Consider the following 19,490-nt stretch of genomic DNA (forward strand, 5'->3'; position numbering starts at 1 on the left):
GATATGGCGTAAATGGCAGCGTATCAGGTGTGCGGTTTGGATAATCTGGCGTTATCGGCGCTTCAACGTGTTTAAGGGAATAACGCCCTTATTGGTTGGCGCGCTTAAGTCTGGTTCAACCGCCATTAGAGGTGCATTGATTGAAGCTGCTTCAAACTGAGTTTGTTTTGAGCTGGTATTGCCTTCACTGGTTTCTAGGATTGGAGTCGTGTCTGGCACATAGCGAGTACATTCAGATTCTTCTTTAATCATTACCCCAAGGTTTTGGAAGTCGACCACTACTTTGCCATTAAGCAAAATATCAATATTGGCTTTCGCATACGGGCGCGGGCTCACGCCAATTTCAGTGACTTCCATGCGGTAGGTAAGTTCGCCGTGCTGCGGCAGTACTTGACCACGGCAGCGCACTTTTTGCGAAGCGTTTTCTAGCGGCTGGAAGCGGCCATTTTGCACTAGGGTATGCATACCAATATGCAGCATAAAGAACTGCAACAACTGACCACAGCCTTCTGCCATCAGTGAGCCAGCCATTACTTGATCATCTTTAAAATGACACGGGAAGTACCAGTGATTTGGTGCTAACTGCTTATGACCTTCAATTAAGCCTAAGCCCCAGGCGCCGCCATGAACATCAACCCTGCTGACTTGCTCAATCATCAGGAATTTCTCTGATGCGAAACACAGCGAAGGTTGCATTTGGTTAGCTTGCTGGTGGGCAAGATGTGCGCCGCCAAAACAGCCACCGATATCAGCACTTAACAAGCGATGAATTTGCCCATAATCAAACTGGTTTTGTGGGCAATGCAGCAGTGGTTCAAACTTAGGCTTATTTGGATTATTTAATGCGGCCTGACGCTTAGCGATTTCATCGTCGGTGCGAATAACACCTTTGCCATCTTCAAGCTCTTTGTCGGTAAAGAAGCCGGCGCAACCGCCATCCATTTTCAGGATCATCTTGTCGCCAACAAAGCACTCATACGAGAAGAAGAACAATAAGGTATCGCCATTTTTAGCAAAGTTATTGATCTTAATGTCATAGCGCAGGGTGTCGCCGCCACGCGGTAAATCGTCCAAGAAGGTGAGGGTACAATCAAGCAAGCGGTAAACGCGCTCACCTTTGTTCTCAAAGTCGATGCCAAGGTAGCTGATCAGCATTAAATCGCACTGACCTGATTCAACCGCAACTGCCCAAGGGATCTGCCCATCAACCAAATATGGCGCGTCAACAGGAATGTCATACTCTGTGGTCATTGAGCTTGGACGATATTGATTGGTTTGTGCATCAAGCTTAGTCACACGCGACACCAACAAATAGTCTGTGGTTGGCAGGCGTACGCGGCGTGAGTAGTTGTCGATAACCGCGTAGTCATCACCAAATACCTTGGCAATGTCGCCCTCAGCGTATTCAACTAAGTCGGCGTAGTTCCAAATACAAGGCTTATCGGCAGGAATAGGCGCGGTATATGGCGGCACGTTGGCGTGATCTGGCCGCAAAGACGTAGCCGATATAGCTTGTTGCGCAGCCGCTAGTACGTTTACTGGGGCGGTACTTGTTTCAGCTGCATGAGTTTGTGGATCATAGCTAACTGGCGCTTGGCCATTAGCCTGCGCAAGCTGCTGTTTTAACATAGCATCAGCTAGCTTCAAGCCTTGTTCACGCGACTCTAGAAAGGCTTTTTGCGCCTGATGAGCGAGCCATTGGTTTTGCTCAAATGCTGACAAATGTGCTGGCGGCAGGGCATTGGTTTGCGCAGTGGTGATATTCGTTTGAGCTAGCGGACGAGAGTTTTGGGTATTTGAGGTCATGCTTAGATCAATTTGGTTAGTTAAATTTGTGTGCTCTGAGTTTGCATCTCTGTGCGCAGACATGGGACTCGTTACAGTAAAGTTCACCTGACTGGCTGGTTTAGCATTATTCGTGACATCGCCTGCTGATGAACTTAGCCCATCGGCAACTTTGGCTTGAATACTGGCAAGCTGGTTTAGTGGCGCATCGACAATGTGCTGATAGATATCACGACCACCAAGGGTGACAGTTTTTACCAGACTCAGCTTTTGTTTAGGCTCATTTTCATATTCACTGACGCCGTGATTTAAGCGCAGGGCTAATGCAGCTTGTTGCTCAGGTGTTTGACTCATGGCTAACAACGAGCATTGGTCTTCGCTAATGCTGCTACTAATGCCGGCAACGATAGTTTGATTATTGTTAGTTTGATTACTGTTAGCGTTAGTGTCGGCTGAGGTTAGCAGCTGATGCTGCAAGCTCGCCATACCTGATGCGGCAAAGGTGTGACCAATACAGTCACTAGCGTGCTGCAGCGTCGCTTGGCTAAATAGGTTCGATAACTGCTGCGCAGCTGCAAATTGGCTTTCAGGTGCTTGGTTAAGCTCTATGGTGTTAACTTGTTGAGCCAGTACATCAGTCTGACTTAACAGCGCGTCGCTAACCTGATTAAAGTTGGCAAGCTTGCCAAAGCTTAGCGCCTCAATGGTGCCGTAGCTTGTCGCGTTTGAAGCCACGTTAGACTCTGCTGCAACCGGGTCTTGTGGGTCAGAGTTATGTGGGTCAGAGTCAAGCGAAACGGCACCTAATGCTTGCTGCATCAAATCAAGTTCTGAGTTTGTTCCCGTAGCGTTATTATTAGCTCTTTCAGCAGTGACATCGGCTTGCAGCACAATCGCGCCAGCACCTTCGCCAAAGCGAGTGGTATTCGTTGCTGATTGATCAAGCGTTTCGCTGCACTTATTCATCGTCGCGCTGCGGAGGCAAATATTCTCAACACTGCCAGCTAAATCAACGGCGGCAATTATCACAGCCTCTAGCGGCTCATCTGATTCGGTTGCCAGTAGGTTCTGCGCCACATCAATACAACGGTTTACCGATTGCTCAGCAGCCGAAATGGTGAACGCTGGGCCGTTGAAGTCCCAAAGTGATGAGATCCGTGACGCCATAATATTGCCAATAAAGCTGGTGTACTGATTGAGCTTAGCGGCATCGAGTACGCTGTCCATGGCGATAGCTTCAAGGGCTTGATATTCGTCAGCTGTTAATTCAACCCCCTGAGCCTTGAGACTGTTGGCTAATTGGGTGTGCAGGTTAACTCGGCCACGGAATTGGTGCAGCTCAAGCTCAGTTTCCATTGCCACCAGTACCGCAACTTTACCGCCTGGCGTTAATTGCGCATCGCGGATCGCCTCATCAGCGACTTTCATCAACAGCAGTTGTTGTGAGATCAATCTGTCATCTTCATTTGGCGGCACTTTAAAGCGCAGGAAGTCAAACTCGAAGCTTTCAATAAATGCGCCGCTTAGGTCGCTTGGGACATTATATTGACCGAGCAACTCATGGTGGTGTTGCAGGCCTTTCCAGCGGTTTTGTGGCAGTTGTATAAATGCGTTTTGCTTATTTTTCGCAGCCGTGGCGAACTCACTGATATTGGAAAACTTGCCAAAGTGACTGGCGATGCCGGTAACAGCTAGCGTGCTAGGCTTGGCTGGTTTTTCAGTGCACGCCAGATGTTGGCCTTTGCCTTGATAAGACTCTAACAATAGGTGCGCATTACAGCCGCCAAAACCAAATACAGAAACGCCTGCATGGCGATGAGTATTGCTCGTTTTTACAGGCCAAGGCTGCACTTGTTGTGGCAGGGTATGGTTGGCAAACATGCCATCAGGCGAGCTAATCGGCGCACTGATATTAATACTTGGTGGTAACATGCCGTGCTGCATGGCGAAGACCATCTTCATGATCCCCGGCATACCCGCTGCGGTAAGTAAGTGCCCTAGGTTCGATTTAGCTGAGCCAATGAGTGGAGGATTGCTGCCGTTAAGCTTATCGGCAAAAAAGCGCTCCATTGAGGTCAGCTCAACTTTATCGCCAAGCGGCGTGCCGGTGGCGTGACACTCAATGACTTCTATTTGCTCTGGGTTGAGCTGCTCGCCGTTCATTTGGGTATCGGCGTAGGCGCGCTCAAAGGCTTTTACCTGGCCGTCACTATTTGGGCTAAGTACAAACTGGCCTTTACCATCATTTGACAGGCCAATGCCGCTGACTAGGGCATAGATTTTATCGCCATCGCGCTCAGCATCTTCAAGACGTTTTAGTACCAGTACGCCAGCACCTTCACCTGCAAACAAGCCTTTTGAGTTTTGGTCAAATGGCGCAGAAATGCCGTGCTCAGGGTAGGCGTGGAAGATAGAAAAGCCCATGTTGATGAAAAATGGGTCTGCGCCAGACACTGCGCCCGCTAGCATGACATCGGCTTTACCTGTTTGCAGATAATCACATGCTAATTTCAATGAGTACACAGAGCTTGCGCAGGCTGCATCAAGGCTAAGTTGTGCAGCGCCTAAACCAAGTGCATCAGCAACTAGCTTTGAGGCGTTATGAGCAATAGCACCGTTTGCAAGTGGCACAGCTGTTTCATCGCCTTTGCCTGAGTCTGCTGAGCTGGGGCTAAAGTGCTGTAACTTGAGGTTTGGCTGTTTAAGCTTATGTTGCAAACCTTTTTCAACCGCGCCGTGATACAAGGGTACAAACAGCTCATTTGATTTGGCTATTGGGAATGACAAGGTGCCCATTACAATACCGGTGCGCGATAGCTTAGGGTTAGTTAGCTCAATGTTGGCATCTTTAAGCGCTTTGTGCGCGGTATCAATGGCCCATAAAAAGCTGTCGTCTAGGCCTGCAAGTTGTTCAGGCGCTAACTGATAGCCATTGGGATTGAAGGTAAAGTTTTGAATATAGCCGCCTTGATCGCAATAAAAGCGATCAGACTGACCTTGCTCGCCACTGTAGTCATGTGGCTCAGCATTGAGTTTTTGCGCCGTGATAGTGCTGCGAGAGTCTTTTTTATCTAGCAGATTTTGCCAGAACGAGTCTGGGGTATCGGCATCTGGATACTGGTTAGCTAAACCAACAATGGCAATTTTGTGTTTGCTGGTTGTGGCAAGTTTAGTCGAACTCAAACTTGTGCTCCTTTTAAGGTAACCGCTGTCGGCTCCGTGATGGCGGTTGAAGAATTTGTATGTATTTTTAGAGGCTCAGCGTTACAAGTAAGCTGTTGTAACTGTGATTCAAGCCCGTCCATTAAATAGTCCAAAGACATAGGTACTTGATGACAAAACAGCTGAGCTAAACACTTAAGTAAACTGGTAATATCGTCGCCCGCCTTAGTATTAGTCGCGATGGCTAAGCCCTTCGCGCGGGCTTGCTCAGATTGGGTTAAGAGTCCCTTCGCGCGGGCTTGTTCAGGCTCAGTCGCTTGCTCAGAATTAGTCGCTTGCTCAGAATTCGCAGTTAGGATCTTGTCGACTAGGGTGCTGGTTTGCCTATCGGCGCCCACTTCCACAAATAAACGAGCGCCTAATCGGTGAGCTTTGTCGACTAATTTAGTGAAGTCCAAAGGCTGACACATGGTATCGGCTACCGATGCTGCAATGGCGTTTTCATTGAGTGCAACAAACTGCTCACTAGCGGCGCTAATAAACTGGGTTTGTTGGCATTGTTGAGTTGCATTAGCTCCTTTGCTGATAGGCAGCTGATAAAAATCTTTTAGCTGATCGCGAATGAGCATGGCGGGTGCAGTGTGCATTGCGGTAACGCGATTGGCGGCAATGCCACGCTTGCCTAGCTGTTTTAACACTTGTTTGCAGCTATGCTCACAGCCGGCAATCACGCAGGTGTCGCCTTGAACGATGGCAATATAAACTCGATTTTGATCAAGCTGCTGGGCTTGTGCATGATTCTTCTGTTGAGCTAGTGCATCTATTGCGCCTTGAATTTCTTGCTCAGTTGCACGTACCACAAAGCTATTCCAGTTTATGGTGTCATGATCACCAAGTTGCCAGGTTTGGCGCACACAGTTGAGCTCGCCTGAAATATCGTGATTGAAAATTGATGAGTGATCGGTCGCTGCAACTAAGCTGTGGGGCTTGTGCCAGACTCCAAGGCTCGCCCACATTGCCGCTTCACCCATGGAGTAGCCCATGGCGTAGTTTGGGGTGATGTTAAATACCCGCTGCAGCAATCGAGTCAGCATAAAGCTTGCGCCGCCACCAGCTATCGCTAATTCTTTTAGTGCCATCTGGCTAACGTCGGCGGCTTTCTTTTTGTCTTTAGCGCAAGAGTCCAGTAAATCAGCTTGCAACATTTGCCCTAAGTCGCCTTCAGCTTCAAGTTCGCTGTAAAGCGCAGGGAAGTAGCGGCCAAACTCGCTAAACATTTCTGGATAAACCGTGCCGACACCCGGATAGACAAAACATAAATCGTTTTGCGGCATAGAGGTTTCAGAAGTTTGAAAACAACTGCCCGCAGGAGTTTTATAGTCAGAAGCTTGTTTGTCAGAAAAGGGAGCATCAATCACCGCGAGCATAGCATCGATTTCGCTGATGGCTTGTTCAACACTGTTAGCCATTATCACAGCACTTGCTTTTGATTGCTGTTGATGACTTGGTTCTATGTTTTGAACAGAGTTGTGTATGGCGCAGCTTATAAGTTTAAGTAAAGCTGACTGATCATCAGTATGTTTGATGTTGGTGAGCTCATTGACAAAAGACACCAGTTGCTGGCGCATCTCAGCTGTATCTTGCGCGCGAACAGGCAGCCAAATTCTTTGATTTGATAATAGCGGCTCAGGTTTAGCAAGCTGTGAGCCTTGCACCATGACTAGGGTTAAGTTTTGCTCACCGCACAGGGTTAACGTCGCCACACGTTGTTGATGTAATGGCGTGTACCAGTAACTAAGCTGCTCAGATTGAGTTAAATCTTGCTGGGTAAGCTCGATTGCAGTTTTTGCATTAGCTGGTTTGGCACTAGCTATTTTTGCATTCGCTTTTGGTAACGCGCGTTTAGTGAAAAGCTCACTGATTTTTGCAATGCCAGTAATATGATTACTCAAGAGCTCTTGCTCAGCTGAGCTAGATGGTACGGCCTCTATTAAAAAACTCACTGGCGAAATGTGCTCGCGCTTAGCGTGTTTAAGGGCGGCTTGGACTGAGCTAGCGTCTTCATTGCCAGAACTTATGCCAGTACTAATACCAGTAATAAGCGCATGGGCATGACAATGAAGCTTTGCCGCCATCAATGCTGGTGCGATCAACACTTGTCGCTCGCTATTGCTTGCTGCTGGATGAGTTAGCGTGATCAGCTGAGGCTTACTCTTCGCTGCGAGCAATATGCTGGCAAGGTGTTGAGTTTGCCCGGCTATTGACTCAGCTAGATTTAAGCGCTCAGCTTGAGCAAGCAGTTCGGCTAATGGTTGATTAACTAATGGGTCAGTTGCTGGCAGCTTGGCCGAACTTTGCTTTGCGCTGTCATCAAGCACAAACACGGCTAAGCGCAAAGCGCTTGCCGTGAGTTGCTCTATGGTATCAGGCTCAGAAGTTAACGAGTGATTGCTCAACTTGACTCCTTGAGCTCAGCAAGTGGTGTAGCAGGTGCTAAAAACGCATCATTAAGGGTTTTACTAATGGTGGTTTTGGCATTGAGCATCGCGCAGCTTAAACGGCCATCATCATGGTACAAGTACACGTTGGCAGTGAGTGAACGCTTACTGCTTTTTACCACTTCAAGCTTGATATAGCCGCTGTTGCCATCTGTATCACCATCACCATCACCTAAGCCGAATGGCGAACCATAGATCATTTCACCAATACTTGCAGGTAAACTTGCAGCGCCATGCTGCTCCCTTGCCCATACCAACATAGCTTGCAGTAACCAATCTTCGGCTAGTGGCTGACTTGCGCCAAAGCGCTGCGCGCCTGAGCCATTTGCTGAGTGAGTATCAGTATTAGCTGCCGCCGCTGGCATTGCTACACGGCAAATCAGTTGTTGCTCGTCAAGCTGAAGTACCTGTTCAATGCCTTGCAAACTGGGGCCATGGAACAAGGTACCATTGCTGTATAGCTCAGCCTTGTTAGTGAGCAAATGATTTGTTGGCTCAACACCATCAATTGCTAACTTGGCTTGCAGCTCCTGCAGTGACAAAGCAGTTTGCGTCAAAGAGTTAGCACTTACTAACTGTGTTTGGGCTGAGCTTGCCTGAACTATTGTTGCTTGATACTGAGGCCTATAAGCCTGTTCAGAGCCAGCTAGGCGACTGCTAATAAGCGCGTTAAGGCCTGTAGCGGTTTGCGTCAGTGTTAGCTGTAGTTCATGGGCGGCTTTTGTCTCAAACACTATGCCTTTCAGTAGCTTGTAGTCTTTAATCATCACAGGTTTGCCTGTGATGTTTTCAGCAACTTGCTTCATCCATTCAATCGCGCACACTGTCGGCAACACTGGGTTACCGGCAATGCAGTGATCGGCGAGCAATGGCAGGGTTAGTGGGTCAAGCGTACGCTCAACAATCACTTCACCCTGAGCAGTGGTGTTTGAAAGTGCAGCGCGTAGCGTTAGCGAACCCTCGGCGTCGATATTTAAATCGTTATCGACATTATTCCCAGAGTTCGCATTAAGCTTTTTTGCAGAGTCTTCCGTTTTATTGCTAGTAGAAGAGCCTTGCATGCTTGAGCCAATCAGCAATTGAGTGCCGCCAGTCGATAACAATTTGTGCGCGAATAAATCTGCACCTTTATCAAGTGGAATTACGTAGACGCCGCGCTCAACAAACATTTTCTTTAATGCAGAGCTAACCATACCGCCGTCCCAAGGACCCCAGTTAAAGCTCATCACTTTGGCTTGCGGCAATTGCTTGGCAAACTTGAGTGCGGTTTTATTAAGGATCTCATTTGACATGGCGTAGTCACTTTGACCTGTATTGCCATAAAAACCTGCCGCCGATGAGAACATTGCCAGCAACTTAAGCTGAGTAGGCTCAATCACTTTTAGCAGGTTAGCAAGGCCAGTCACTTTAGTGCCGTATACACGCCCAAGCTCGGCTAGGGTTTTATCTTGAATGTGTTTGTCTGCCAGCACACCAGCGCCGTGAATAATGCCGCTGATGGCTTTGACATTTTGCAGCGCAGCTTCAATCGCTTGTGGCTCACTGACATCCATGCTGATGTACTGAGCGCTTGCGCCGACTTGGCTAAACGCCGCAAGAGCTGCATCAATTTCAAGGCTGCTAGCCACTGGCCAAACTAAGGCATCAATCTGCTTAGGCGTTGGTTTTTCGCCTTGGGCTTGAATGTGCTTAATTGCAGCTGCTTTAAGCTCATTGGCATTTTTACCTTGCGCCCACAGTGGTAGGTCAGTGCCGAGATGTTGGCTGCGACCTGCTAGCACAAAGTGTGACTGAGTTTGCTTGGCAAGGGTTCGCGCACATTCAAAGGTCACACCTTTGGCGCCGCCAGTTACTAGGATGCAGTCATCCTGATTAAGCTCGGCTTTGGTTAGCTGGGCATCCGCTTGGGTGCTGGCAACCAACTTGTAACGGGCATTGGCGTTAATCGCGATTTCAGTAGTTTGCGTGTCAGTATCAAATAGCTCGCTGATAATGGCATGGCTTAAATCAACGGCTTCCATATCTGGCACAATATCTAACGCGCGGCAAAGCACCTGTGGCCATTCATGGCTTAGAGTTTTGCTCAGCCCTGAAAGTGCAGCTTGGTTAAGCTCTGCGCTGGTTAAATCGTTTGAGTTTGCATAACCAAAGCCGCCGTCAATACGGCTTACCGTGATAAAGCAGCAACGCTCATCGCGTGCCTTTTCAGTCAGCTTAGCTTGCAGGTGTTTAGCGCTTAAGAAAGCTTGCTCAACTGAGTGGAAAGCGGCGTCGTTTAAGCCAATAGCATCATCGGCTGAGTGCTGCGGTTGTAGATGCACAAGGCCGGCAATTTGATATTGCTGGCCAATTTGCGCAAGTACTGCGGCAATCGCGTCATCGCTGATTTGCTCAAGGTTAAAGGTTGCTATGTCACTGCTGATAGGGGCGTGGGCACTCACAATTGATTGCGGCGCACGTACTACTGCGACAGACAAACCGGCTGCATTCAATTTTTCTGCTAACACGCCGCCATTGTGACCGTCATCATTGATCACTATGCAAGCATCTTTAGCAAATGCATCAACTAGTTTATCCGCCGCTGGCAACTTTTTTAGGCTAACTTCCTGATGTGGTGGAAGCTCGGTGGTGTCGATTGCTGCTGGCGCTACATCTTGGATTTGCAGTGAGCTTTCGCTGCTATCCAGCTTAGATTCCATATAGCTGACAATCTCACCTAGAGTGCGACATTCGGCCAAATCTTCAGGATTTAAGTCGGGCAAGCTCGGTAGCTCGTCTTGCACTGTACCGAGAATTTCCACGCGCTTGATTGAGTCGATACCTAAATCAGCTTCCATATCCATGCCAAGTTCTAGCATTTCAACTGGGTAACCAGTCTTATCGGCAACGACTGCCATCATGGTGTTGTGCACTTGCTCAGCACTTAAATCAGTTGCTGAAGATTGAGTTGGTGCTGCAGGCGCAGAGGTCGTCGTAGTATCAACCGTATCAGTAGCTAGCTGGCTTTCCATGTAGCTCACGATTTCACCTAGAGTGCGACATTCTGCTAAATCTTCAGGGCTTAGCTCTGGAAGTGTTGGCAGCTCATCTTGCACTGTACCTAAAATCTCAACACGCTTGATTGAGTCGATACCTAAATCAGCTTCCATATCCATGCCAAGCTCTAGCATTTCAACTGGGTAGCCAGTCTTATCGGCAACCACTGCCATCATAGTATTGTGCACTTGCTCAGCGCTTAAACCTGTTGCTGTAACTTGAGTTGCTGACTGTGAAGTTTCTGTAGCTGCTGGAGCCGTATCAGTAGCAAGCTGGCTTTCCATGTAGCTAACGATTTCACCTAGGGTGCGACATTCTGCTAGATCTTCTGGGCTTAGCTCTGGAAGTGTCGGCAATTCATCTTGCACGGTACCTAAAATCTCAACACGCTTGATTGAGTCGATACCTAAATCGGCTTCCATATCCATGCCAAGTTCTAGCATTTCAACTGGGTAGCCGGTTTTATCGGCAACGACTGCCATCATGGTGTTGTGCACTTGCTCTGCGCTTAAACCAGTTGAAGTAGAAGGAGCAGGTGTAGCTGGCACTGTTGCCACAGAATGAGCTGAATCAGTTGCAGAAGCTGCAAGCTGGCTTTCCATATAGTTAACGATTTCACCTAGGGTGCGACATTCTGCTAAATCTTCTGGGCTTAGCTCGGGTAACTCTGGCAATTCATCTTGCACTGTACCCAAGATCTCTACACGCTTGATTGAGTCGATACCTAAATCGGCTTCCATATCCATGCCAAGCTCAAGCATTTCGGTTGGGTAACCAGTCTTGTCGGCTACTACTGCCATCATGGTGTTGTGCACTTGCTCAGCACTTAAACCAGTAGTAGCAACTTGAGTCGCTGATGGTGAAGTCTCTACAGCTACGGGAGCAGTATCAGTAGCTAACTGACTTTCCATATAGCTAACAATCTCGCCTAGGGTGCGACATTCTGCTAAATCTTCTGGGCTTAGCTCAGGCAGAGTTGGCAATTCATCTTGCACTGTACCCAAAATTTCTACGCGCTTAATTGAGTCGATGCCTAAATCGGCCTCCATGTCCATTTCAAGCTCTAGCATTTCAGTCGGGTAACCAGTTTTATCGGCAACTACCGACATCATGGTGTCGTGTACTTGCTTGGTACTTAGACCGTTAGTGCTCTGTTCAGTGCTTTGCACAGTACTATGCTTAGCCGGCTGCTGGGCAGAATCTGGCGATGTTGCTGGCTCACTTATTGGCGCTGACACTGGCACAGGTACAACCGGCGTTGCTGTGGCTGCAAGTGACTGAGCAGGTTGTGTAATAGCTGCGGGCGCTGATTGCACAGCTTGTTTCTTTGATTGTTCAGCAGGCTGAGGTGCAACTTGGTGCACGGGCGCGCTGACTTGTGCACTTACCTGAGCTTGAGCAGGTGTTTGTGTCTCAGTTGGTAACTGGCTTGCAGTATGAGCTTGAGTTTGTACTTGCGTGCCAGCCAGTGCTGCTAGGGTGCTTTGGCTAATTTGCGCTTGTTGTTGCAAGAACAGAGTATGGCTTTGCAGCGTTTGCGCTTGATGCTGGTGGAACATTTCCATCGAGCGTTGCAGGCTTTCTGGAATAGCTAGACCTGCAGCAACCAATTTGCTGTGCTCAGCCATAAGCTGACTGAAGGTTTCGCCATATTGTTGCGGAATAGCCAGGAACTGTTGGTGCAGCTCGGCAGCTTGTTGCTGAGCGTTGAAAAACGCCGAGAGGTTAGTGTCACTGCTTGGCAGTGCTTGATTGATATTTGGTTTTTTCACGATAGTCTCGTTCATATTTGCAACGCTCGCTGCATTGACACTTGCATTATTGGCAACTGAAGCCGCTGGTTTTTTAACGACCTTGATAACTTCTTTCTCTACTTCGACTTCAACAATCTTTTCGACGACAGTTTCAACAACTTTCTCAACGATTTGACTGCTGATCTCACCTGTCTCAAGTGATTTTTGCATCTTGGCTCTCGTCGCTGGGCTGATGTAGTTAACGCCGCTTAGTTTGACGTTCATACCTTTGACTTCAGCTTCAGCGGCAATCTCCGCTTGGTAAGGGTCGATGTTGGCAATGGTTTGTCCAAGTACGCTTAATTGCATAGCGGCTATGCGTAGCTGCGTGTCGCTATCTGCTTTTGGTTTTGGATTTAAGCTAATCACAGCTACATCGCTATGCTTGCCCAAGGTCGCTTCAACCAGTTTTTGCAGAATGTTTTTAGGACCAAATTCTACAAACACGCGTGCACCTGCGTCATACATAGCAATTAGCTGCTCAGTAAAACGTACCGACTGCAACATGTGCTGCTTGAAAGCTGACTTAATTGACTTGCCGTTGCTTGGGTAAACTTGTGCTGTCGCGTTTGAATAGAGTTCAAGCTTGCTGGCGCTAAATTTCACCTTGTCGATGGCATCAGCAAATGGCTTTTGCGCATGACCGACAAGTGGCGTGTGGAACGCACCTGATACTGGTAGGTTAATAGCCTTAAAGCCAAGCTCAGTAATAGCCTTCGCCGCATCGGCGCAAGTGTCGGTTGGACCTGCAATCACTAGCTGAGTCGCGCTGTTGTAGTTAGCAACTTTTACGCCGTCAAACTTAGCAATAATTTGCTCAAGTGTGCTGATGTTGCTGGCATTGGCTTCATCTTGCTCGTCGCCTGTTAAGATAATGGCGTACATGGCGCCTTTGTCTTTAGCTTTGCCGTCAGCATCTAGCGCATCGCTTGCCATGGCAGCGCCGCGGGCAAATGCTAGCTGGTAGTAATCATCTGTTGAGATAACCTTGGCAGCGCATAATGCTGAAAGCTCACCAAAGCTATGGCCTGCTACCATATCGGCGCTAAAACCTGCCTGAGTGAATAGCTCATATTGACCCATACTCATCGCACCTATCGCGCTTTGAGCATTATTGGTTTGCGTCAGCAGCGCTGCTTGCGCGTCTTTGTCGGCTTTTTCGAATGCCGGAATAGGGTAAAGTACCCGTGATAATAATGTTTTGCCATTAGCGTTAAACACGCTATCGGCTTTCATCACTTGCGCACGCATCTCAGGGTACAAGCAGCTTAGCTCGATGCCCATATTGACGTACTGTGAACCTTGACCAGCAAATAAGGCAGCGACTTTATTCGGTGCGCTGCTTGAATCGATTAACGCAGCTGCGCGGTAACTGGTGCCTGATGGCAACTGCCATGCAGCTTCATCTGAGGCGAGCTTTTTAATCGCTTGTTCAAGCTGAGTTTTTAACTCATTGAGACTGCTTGCTACTAAGCCTAAACGCGGCGTATTTGCATCCAATACTCGCACAGGATTGGTGTTGGCGATTTGGCAAAGGGCTAAATAATTGCTGTTGCTACCGCGGTTTTCAGTTTGTTTGCTTAGCGCAGCATTGGCATCGATAGCAGCATTAACTTGATTGATAACATCATTAGCTAATGAGCTTAACTCGGCCTTGCTGTTTGCGCTTAACAACAGGCTTTGCGGCACCTGACGCTGACGGTATTTGTCACCACGTTGATGCTCGCTATTGTATTCTTCAAGCGCAAGGTGGAAGTTAGTGCCACCAAAACCAAACGAGCTAATACCTGCTCGGCGCGGCGTGTTGTTGGCATCTGGCAACCAAGGGCGCGTTTGACTGTTAATGTAAAATGGCGAGTCGGCAACATTTAGCTTCTCGCTTGGTTTGTCGACATTAATGGTTGGCGGCAGTACTTTATGGTGCAGGGCAAGCGCTGCTTTAATGACACCAGCTGTGCCCGCAGTCGATTTTGTATGTCCGATCTGCGATTTCACTGAGCCTAACGCAATATGTTGTTTTTGCTCATTGTTCTCACTAAATACCGAGGTTAGGCCGTTAAATTCGGCGACATCACCTGCAGCTGTGCCAGTTCCGTGCGCCTCAATTAAACCCACGGTTTCAGGGGCAAAACCTGCATCTTCATAAGCACGTTTTAGCGCTTTGGCTTGGCCTTCAGGGCGCGGCGCATAAATAGATTTGAATTTACCGTCAGATGATGAACCCACGCCTTTGATCACCGAGTAGATACGGTCGCCATCGCGCTCAGCGTCTTCAAGACGTTTTAGCGCCAACATACCAATGCCTTCGCCAATCATCATACCTTTTGAATCGATATCAAATGGTTGAATGGTGTCGTTGGTGGTAAATGCTGGCGTTTTTGAAAAGCTCATGTACATTTGCGGTGAGTTGTCGGTACAAACGCCGCCAGTGATCATCATTTCACTGCGACCTTCAACTAACTCCGTTAGTGCCATACGCATTGCAGCAAGCGAGCCTGCACAAGCGGCATCAACCACGCAGTTCATGCCGCCAAAGTTAAAGCGGTTGGCAATACGGCCTGCAATCACATTGCCCAATGAGCCTGGGAATGAATTCTCTTCCCAGTGAATGTATTGGTCTTGGAATTTCTTGATCAGCATTTCGCTGTCAGCATCGCTAATGCCGCTGTTTTTAAATACCTTTTTTAGCACTGGATATTGCAAGCGCGCCGATAGCGAGTGATTAATTTTCTGACCGCCGCCCACGCCTAAGGTAATACCAATTTTGTTGGTATCGTAATCGTCACTTACGCCAGCGTCAGCAAGCACTTCTTTGGCAATTACGAGTGACAAGAGCTGTGAGGTGTCGGTTAACTCAAGAATGTTCGGCGGTAAGCCAAACTCCATAGGGTTGAAGTCGACTTCAGGAATAAAGCCGCCACGTTTACAGTAGCTTTTATCTGGCGCGTTTTTGTCGGTGTCAAAGTAATCGTCGATTTGCCAGTGGCTATTTGGAACATCAGTGATAGCGTCGATTTTATCGCAGATCAAATCCCAAAATTGATTCAGATAGCGGGAGTTAGCAAAGATACTCGCCATGCCGACGATGGCAATAGGCGTGTCTTTTAGACGCTTGTTGAGGCGTAGGCTGTTGGCCGTCTCGTTCTCTGTAGCTGACGGCTTTTTTCCCATCGCTGAGGGCTCTTTCCCTACATTTGCTTGCTTGGTTTGGCTCATTGTGAGTCTCCAGTGCTCAGCTTTTCCTTAGCTGAAAGGTATGTTTCGTCCGTTAAATCTGGGCTGTTCAATACATGGGCGCCCGGAAAACGGTTTAAAAATGTGTGGTAATTTTTGACCAGTAACTTGCGCAGATGAAATGGCCCATCTTTTAATACATTGGCCATGTATCTGCGAGTTGCTTGAGTATGCGAGTCTTGATAAATATCGAGGTAAACCCAGTCGCTCTTATAATCAACGCCCAACAAGATGGAGTAGTTCTGATCTTGCGCGATTTTTGGCGGTAAGCTAAGCGATACCACTTGCACCACATCTTCACATGAGTGTGGTAGGGCGAGGGTGTCGGCTAGGGTTTCTGGATTTAAAGTGTAGGTTTCAACGTCACTGCCTTGAACAATCGGCAGTTGATTAAAGTATTTGTCGGGCACGCCGTCGGTTTGGAAATCATCAAGTTTAGATACGCCATAACGCTTTAAACAGCGCGCCAACCCTGAGCGAGATACATTTGGATTAATGTATTCCTGGGTGACTTTTAACAGTCTGTCGAGCGGCATTTTGAGTTGATGACGCAAACCGACAACCACGTATTCTTCCATTGGTGACAGCGTGGTATTGAGGTGATGCGGCGTATTTGGTGCATCACTTACCGAGCTACGCTTGCGCCATTTGCGCACGGTTGCTTCTGAAATATTTAAGATTTTTGCCAGCTGGCTGACACTGAAATCCGAAGTTTGAATAAACTGGCGCATTTCAGGGGTGGTGGTGGCATTGCGATGGCGAGTGGTTTTCTGCGTCATTAACTAACACGCTCCGCGCCAATGCTTGCACTGCTTATCCTTTTACTGCTTGTACACTGCAAATTTGGCTGTTTTATCGCAGCGCATTGAGTGCGGCTGATTAGTCTTATTGGATTATTGTTCATCAACGCAAGTTTTCCATAAACGCTAGCTGCGCTTTGAAAGTGACGGTTTAAATTAGTAACGCAGGTTACAGTAGGTTTCAGGTCGATACAATCACCTGGGACTTAAAAGTTAACCAGGCTAGGGTTAACATTAACAAGATTTAAGTTTCATCTGCATAAAAGTTATACGTAAGCGAATGAATTAAATGATTTTGTGGTGATTAGTGCTGAGTTTAAGCATAATGCGGTATCGTCTAGCTAGAAGTGGCTCGACCAGTTTTTGAGCTGGATTAGCGTTACATGTGTCGTATAAACACCCGAGACTAGCCCTATAAGATACTGTTTTATCAGTCATCGATAATTTATTAGTTAGGATGCCAATCAATGGCGGTAAAACAATGAGCTATTACGTCTACTTTGTTAATTTATCTTCGAAGGCGCACATCAATAAAGCGCCTGAATACTCGAGCGCGAATCCCGGCGAGAAGTTTCCAATGCCTGAACCGCTGACTCTGCAGTTGCTTGGGTTATTAAGCGATGATGAGCTGGCAAAGGTAGAGCGTATTCGCAGCTCAGAGCGCCGTGAAAAATCACTTTGGGTCAGGGCGCTGGTGCGGATTTTGCTATCGCGTCACAGTGATATTGCGCCGCAGCAGTGGCGCTTTGAGTATGGCAAACACGGCAAACCTAGACTCACAGATGCACAATTTAAACATAGTGGTATTAGTTTTAACTTAAGCCACAGTGGCGACTGGTTTATGATTGCTATTGCATGTATGAATAACCCCAATCAGTTAGCGAGCAGTGGTGATTGTCAGCCTATTATGCTCGGCGCAGATATCGAGCGCCTGCGCAGTCGCACCGATATTCACGCAATTTTAAATAACTACTTTAGTGAGTTAGAAATCACCCAGTTGCAACAGCTGCCAGAGAGTGAGCAAAGGCAGCGATTTTTTGATTTATGGGCATTGAAAGAGTCGTTTATTAAAGCGGAAGGTTCTGGATTGGCATTATCGCTAAAATCATTTGCTTTTGATTTTCGTCATGTCGTTTCGAGTAAAGCCGAATTACAAACGTTAGAAAATACAGTAAACGAGAGCACTGAAAACGAGAGCACAGCAAACGAGAGTGAGTCAATTCATTACCTGCCTACGCTTGATGGCATTGGACTAGAGTTTGATGACGCTAAACTTGGTGATATCAAAAAGACAAATCTTGCTAAGCAAAAATGGCAGGTTCAGTTTGGTTATTTAAATCAAGAATATCGCTTTGCGATTACATCTAATATAGCTGGCAAAACCAACTGGCAGTTTTCTCTAGTGGATAAAGTGCAGTTAGCGCAAATGCTAGGTCGCTAATTCTGCGAGAGCCTGTAGCTTTTATATTGATTAATTTGTTGCATAGACAAAAAAAGCCATCTCAACTGAGATGGCTTGATGTTTATAGCTACTTCTAATTGCTAGTGAACAGCAATTACTGTCTTGCTAAACGTAGGCTTTCTGGCGGCTGCTCAAAATCAGAGCGGAATGGATTAATGTCTAATCCGCCGCGACGGGTATAGCGAGCATAAACCGTTAACTTGCTGCATTGGCAGTAGCGCTTTAAGTCGGTAAAGATACGCTCGACGCATTGCTCATGAAACTCGTTATGCTGGCGGAATGAAATCAAATAGCGCAGCAGCTTTTCACGATCAATCTTTGGCCCTTGATAGCGGATCATCACGCTGCCCCAATCTGGCTGTGAAGTGATCAAGCAGTTTGACTTCAACAGGTTTGAAGTTAGGGTTTCTGCAACATTTTTACTGTCAGTACTGTCTTCAAGATACTCAGGCTTGAAGTCGTAATCGTTCACTTCAATATCTAGCTCATCGATGCAAGTGCCTGGCAGCTCAACAATACGAGACTGTGGGAAGTGTTTAGGCTCAATGACTTTAACTTTTACCTCGCCTTGAGCGCAATCAGCCAAATCTTTGCTGATGGTTTGCTCTAGCATTTCCACACTGTCGATACGAGTTTGGTTAAAGCTATTGAGATACAGCTTAAATGACTTAGATTCAATTAAGTTAACGCTGTTGATATCTAAATAAACATCCATGATGGCAACCATAGGCTTGCCTTTGGCATTTAGCCAAGACAGCTCATAGCCGGTCCAAATATCTGAGCCATGAAAAGGTAGCTCGCCAGTTAACTCAATGGCATCACGGTTAAGTTTACGCGGGACCCCTTGCAGCAATGAAGCGTCATATTCAGCGACATAGCCAGTTGATTTACCAAGGGTTAGCTCAGCAAGTTCTGGCGCTTCATTATAAGGATCGTGATTTTGTGTCATCTAATCGGTTTCCATGTCAAAATATCGCTTTATTATAAACTACGAGTAGCTTAAGTGTCTTGTTCATCTGCCTTTGATAACTTTTTCAAACAGTATCTAAATGTGTATCAGTCATCATTATCTGAGTTGCCGCGTTATTACCCGCTAGGTGAAGCCTCTCCATGTGTGGCGGATGACGATGCCGATCTAGATGATGCGGTTTTTTGGCAGCCTCATAAGCGCCAAACTCCAGCTGATTTTGATAATGTCGCTAAGGCGCTTGAGCTTGAATTGCACGTCGATATTAATGCCTTTTACGGCCGCTATTATAGCGCGCCGCTAAATTTCACCAGCCCTTGGGGCGAGGGTGAGCTACTGCAAGCCTGGAATCAGCAAGACTTTGAATATCTACAGCAGAATATGATTGGTCACTTGATGATGAAGCAAAAGCTTAAGCATCAGCCAACCTGGTTTATTGGCGTGCTGGGTGAGGGCGACCAAATGCTGACCGTTGATAATTCTGATGGCAGCGTGTGGATTGAAATTCCAGGCGATAAACCTAAGCAGCAGTTAGCCAGCTCAATCGCTGAGTTTATTGAGCAGTTGCAAGTCATCATTAAACCGCCAGTAGCACCAATTCAGGAACAAGATGTAGTCCATGAGCATCCTGGAATATGGGCAAGAATTAAAATCATGTGGGGCAATTTAATGGGTCATCAAAAGTAAGTCGCTAGTGAGTTAAAAAAAGTGGGTCAGAGTAAAGTTTACTCTGACCCACTTTTTTATCTTTAC

General features: G+C 47.3%; 7 protein-coding genes. 2 read left to right on the forward strand and 5 right to left on the reverse strand.

The annotated features are described in order from the left end of the window. Positions 1 to 51 precede the first annotated feature (51 nt). From EXU30_RS16210 to EXU30_RS16225, 4 genes are read right to left on the reverse strand one after another with little or no spacing between them, the layout of a single operon-like run. On the reverse strand, positions 52 to 4,968 hold the full coding sequence (locus EXU30_RS16210; RefSeq protein WP_423213348.1) for a hotdog fold thioesterase: 4,917 nt from the start codon (positions 4,966 to 4,968) through the stop codon (positions 52 to 54). Continuing rightward, positions 4,965 to 7,403, reverse strand: a complete 2,439-nt coding sequence (locus EXU30_RS16215) for a PfaB family protein (RefSeq protein ID WP_130601761.1) — start codon at positions 7,401 to 7,403, stop codon at positions 4,965 to 4,967. The genes EXU30_RS16210 and EXU30_RS16215 overlap by 4 nt, the downstream gene beginning before the upstream one ends. Next, positions 7,400 to 15,490 carry a type I polyketide synthase gene (locus EXU30_RS16220; protein WP_130601763.1) on the reverse strand — a complete coding sequence of 2,697 codons (8,091 nt, stop codon included), beginning with the start codon at positions 15,488 to 15,490 and terminating at the stop codon, positions 7,400 to 7,402. The genes EXU30_RS16215 and EXU30_RS16220 overlap by 4 nt, the downstream gene beginning before the upstream one ends. Next, a complete protein-coding gene (locus EXU30_RS16225) occupies positions 15,487 to 16,287 on the reverse strand; it encodes a helix-turn-helix domain-containing protein (protein WP_130601765.1) in 801 nt (266 codons plus the stop codon). Before EXU30_RS16225 ends, EXU30_RS16220 begins: the two co-directional genes overlap by 4 nt. 502 nt (positions 16,288 to 16,789) lie before the next feature. Here EXU30_RS16225 and EXU30_RS20820 point away from each other — a divergent pair. Beyond that, the gene (locus EXU30_RS20820; protein ID WP_278044718.1) at positions 16,790 to 17,749 is read left to right on the forward strand and encodes a 4'-phosphopantetheinyl transferase family protein; all 960 of its coding nucleotides are present in this window, start codon (positions 16,790 to 16,792) and stop codon (positions 17,747 to 17,749) included. 115 nt (positions 17,750 to 17,864) lie between these two features. On the opposite strand, the gene queF is transcribed toward EXU30_RS20820, so the two are convergent. Next, complete coding sequence (queF, locus tag EXU30_RS16235; protein ID WP_130601767.1) at positions 17,865 to 18,719, reverse strand: NADPH-dependent 7-cyano-7-deazaguanine reductase QueF; 855 nt, start codon at positions 18,717 to 18,719, stop codon at positions 17,865 to 17,867. A 54-nt stretch (positions 18,720 to 18,773) separates the two neighbouring features. On the opposite strand from queF, the gene syd reads away from it, so the two are divergent. Next, positions 18,774 to 19,424: a SecY-interacting protein gene (syd, locus tag EXU30_RS16240; protein WP_130601769.1), complete on the forward strand. Its 651-nt coding sequence runs from the start codon at positions 18,774 to 18,776 to the stop codon at positions 19,422 to 19,424. Positions 19,425 to 19,490: the final 66 nt, after the last annotated feature.

Source organism: Shewanella maritima, assembly GCF_004295345.1.
Classification (GTDB): domain Bacteria; phylum Pseudomonadota; class Gammaproteobacteria; order Enterobacterales; family Shewanellaceae; genus Shewanella; species Shewanella maritima.

What these genes read in the sequence shown, in the direction of transcription:
- EXU30_RS16220 (WP_130601763.1), bottom strand. Translation starts at nt 15,490, where the DNA reads ATGAGCCAAACCAAGCAAGCAAATGTAGGGAAAGAGCCCTCAGCGATG.
- EXU30_RS16225 (WP_130601765.1), bottom strand. Translation starts at nt 16,287, where the DNA reads ATGACGCAGAAAACCACTCGCCATCGCAATGCCACCACCACCCCTGAA.
- EXU30_RS20820 (WP_278044718.1), top strand. Translation starts at nt 16,790, where the DNA reads ATGAGCTATTACGTCTACTTTGTTAATTTATCTTCGAAGGCGCACATC.
- queF (WP_130601767.1), bottom strand. Translation starts at nt 18,719, where the DNA reads ATGACACAAAATCACGATCCTTATAATGAAGCGCCAGAACTTGCTGAG.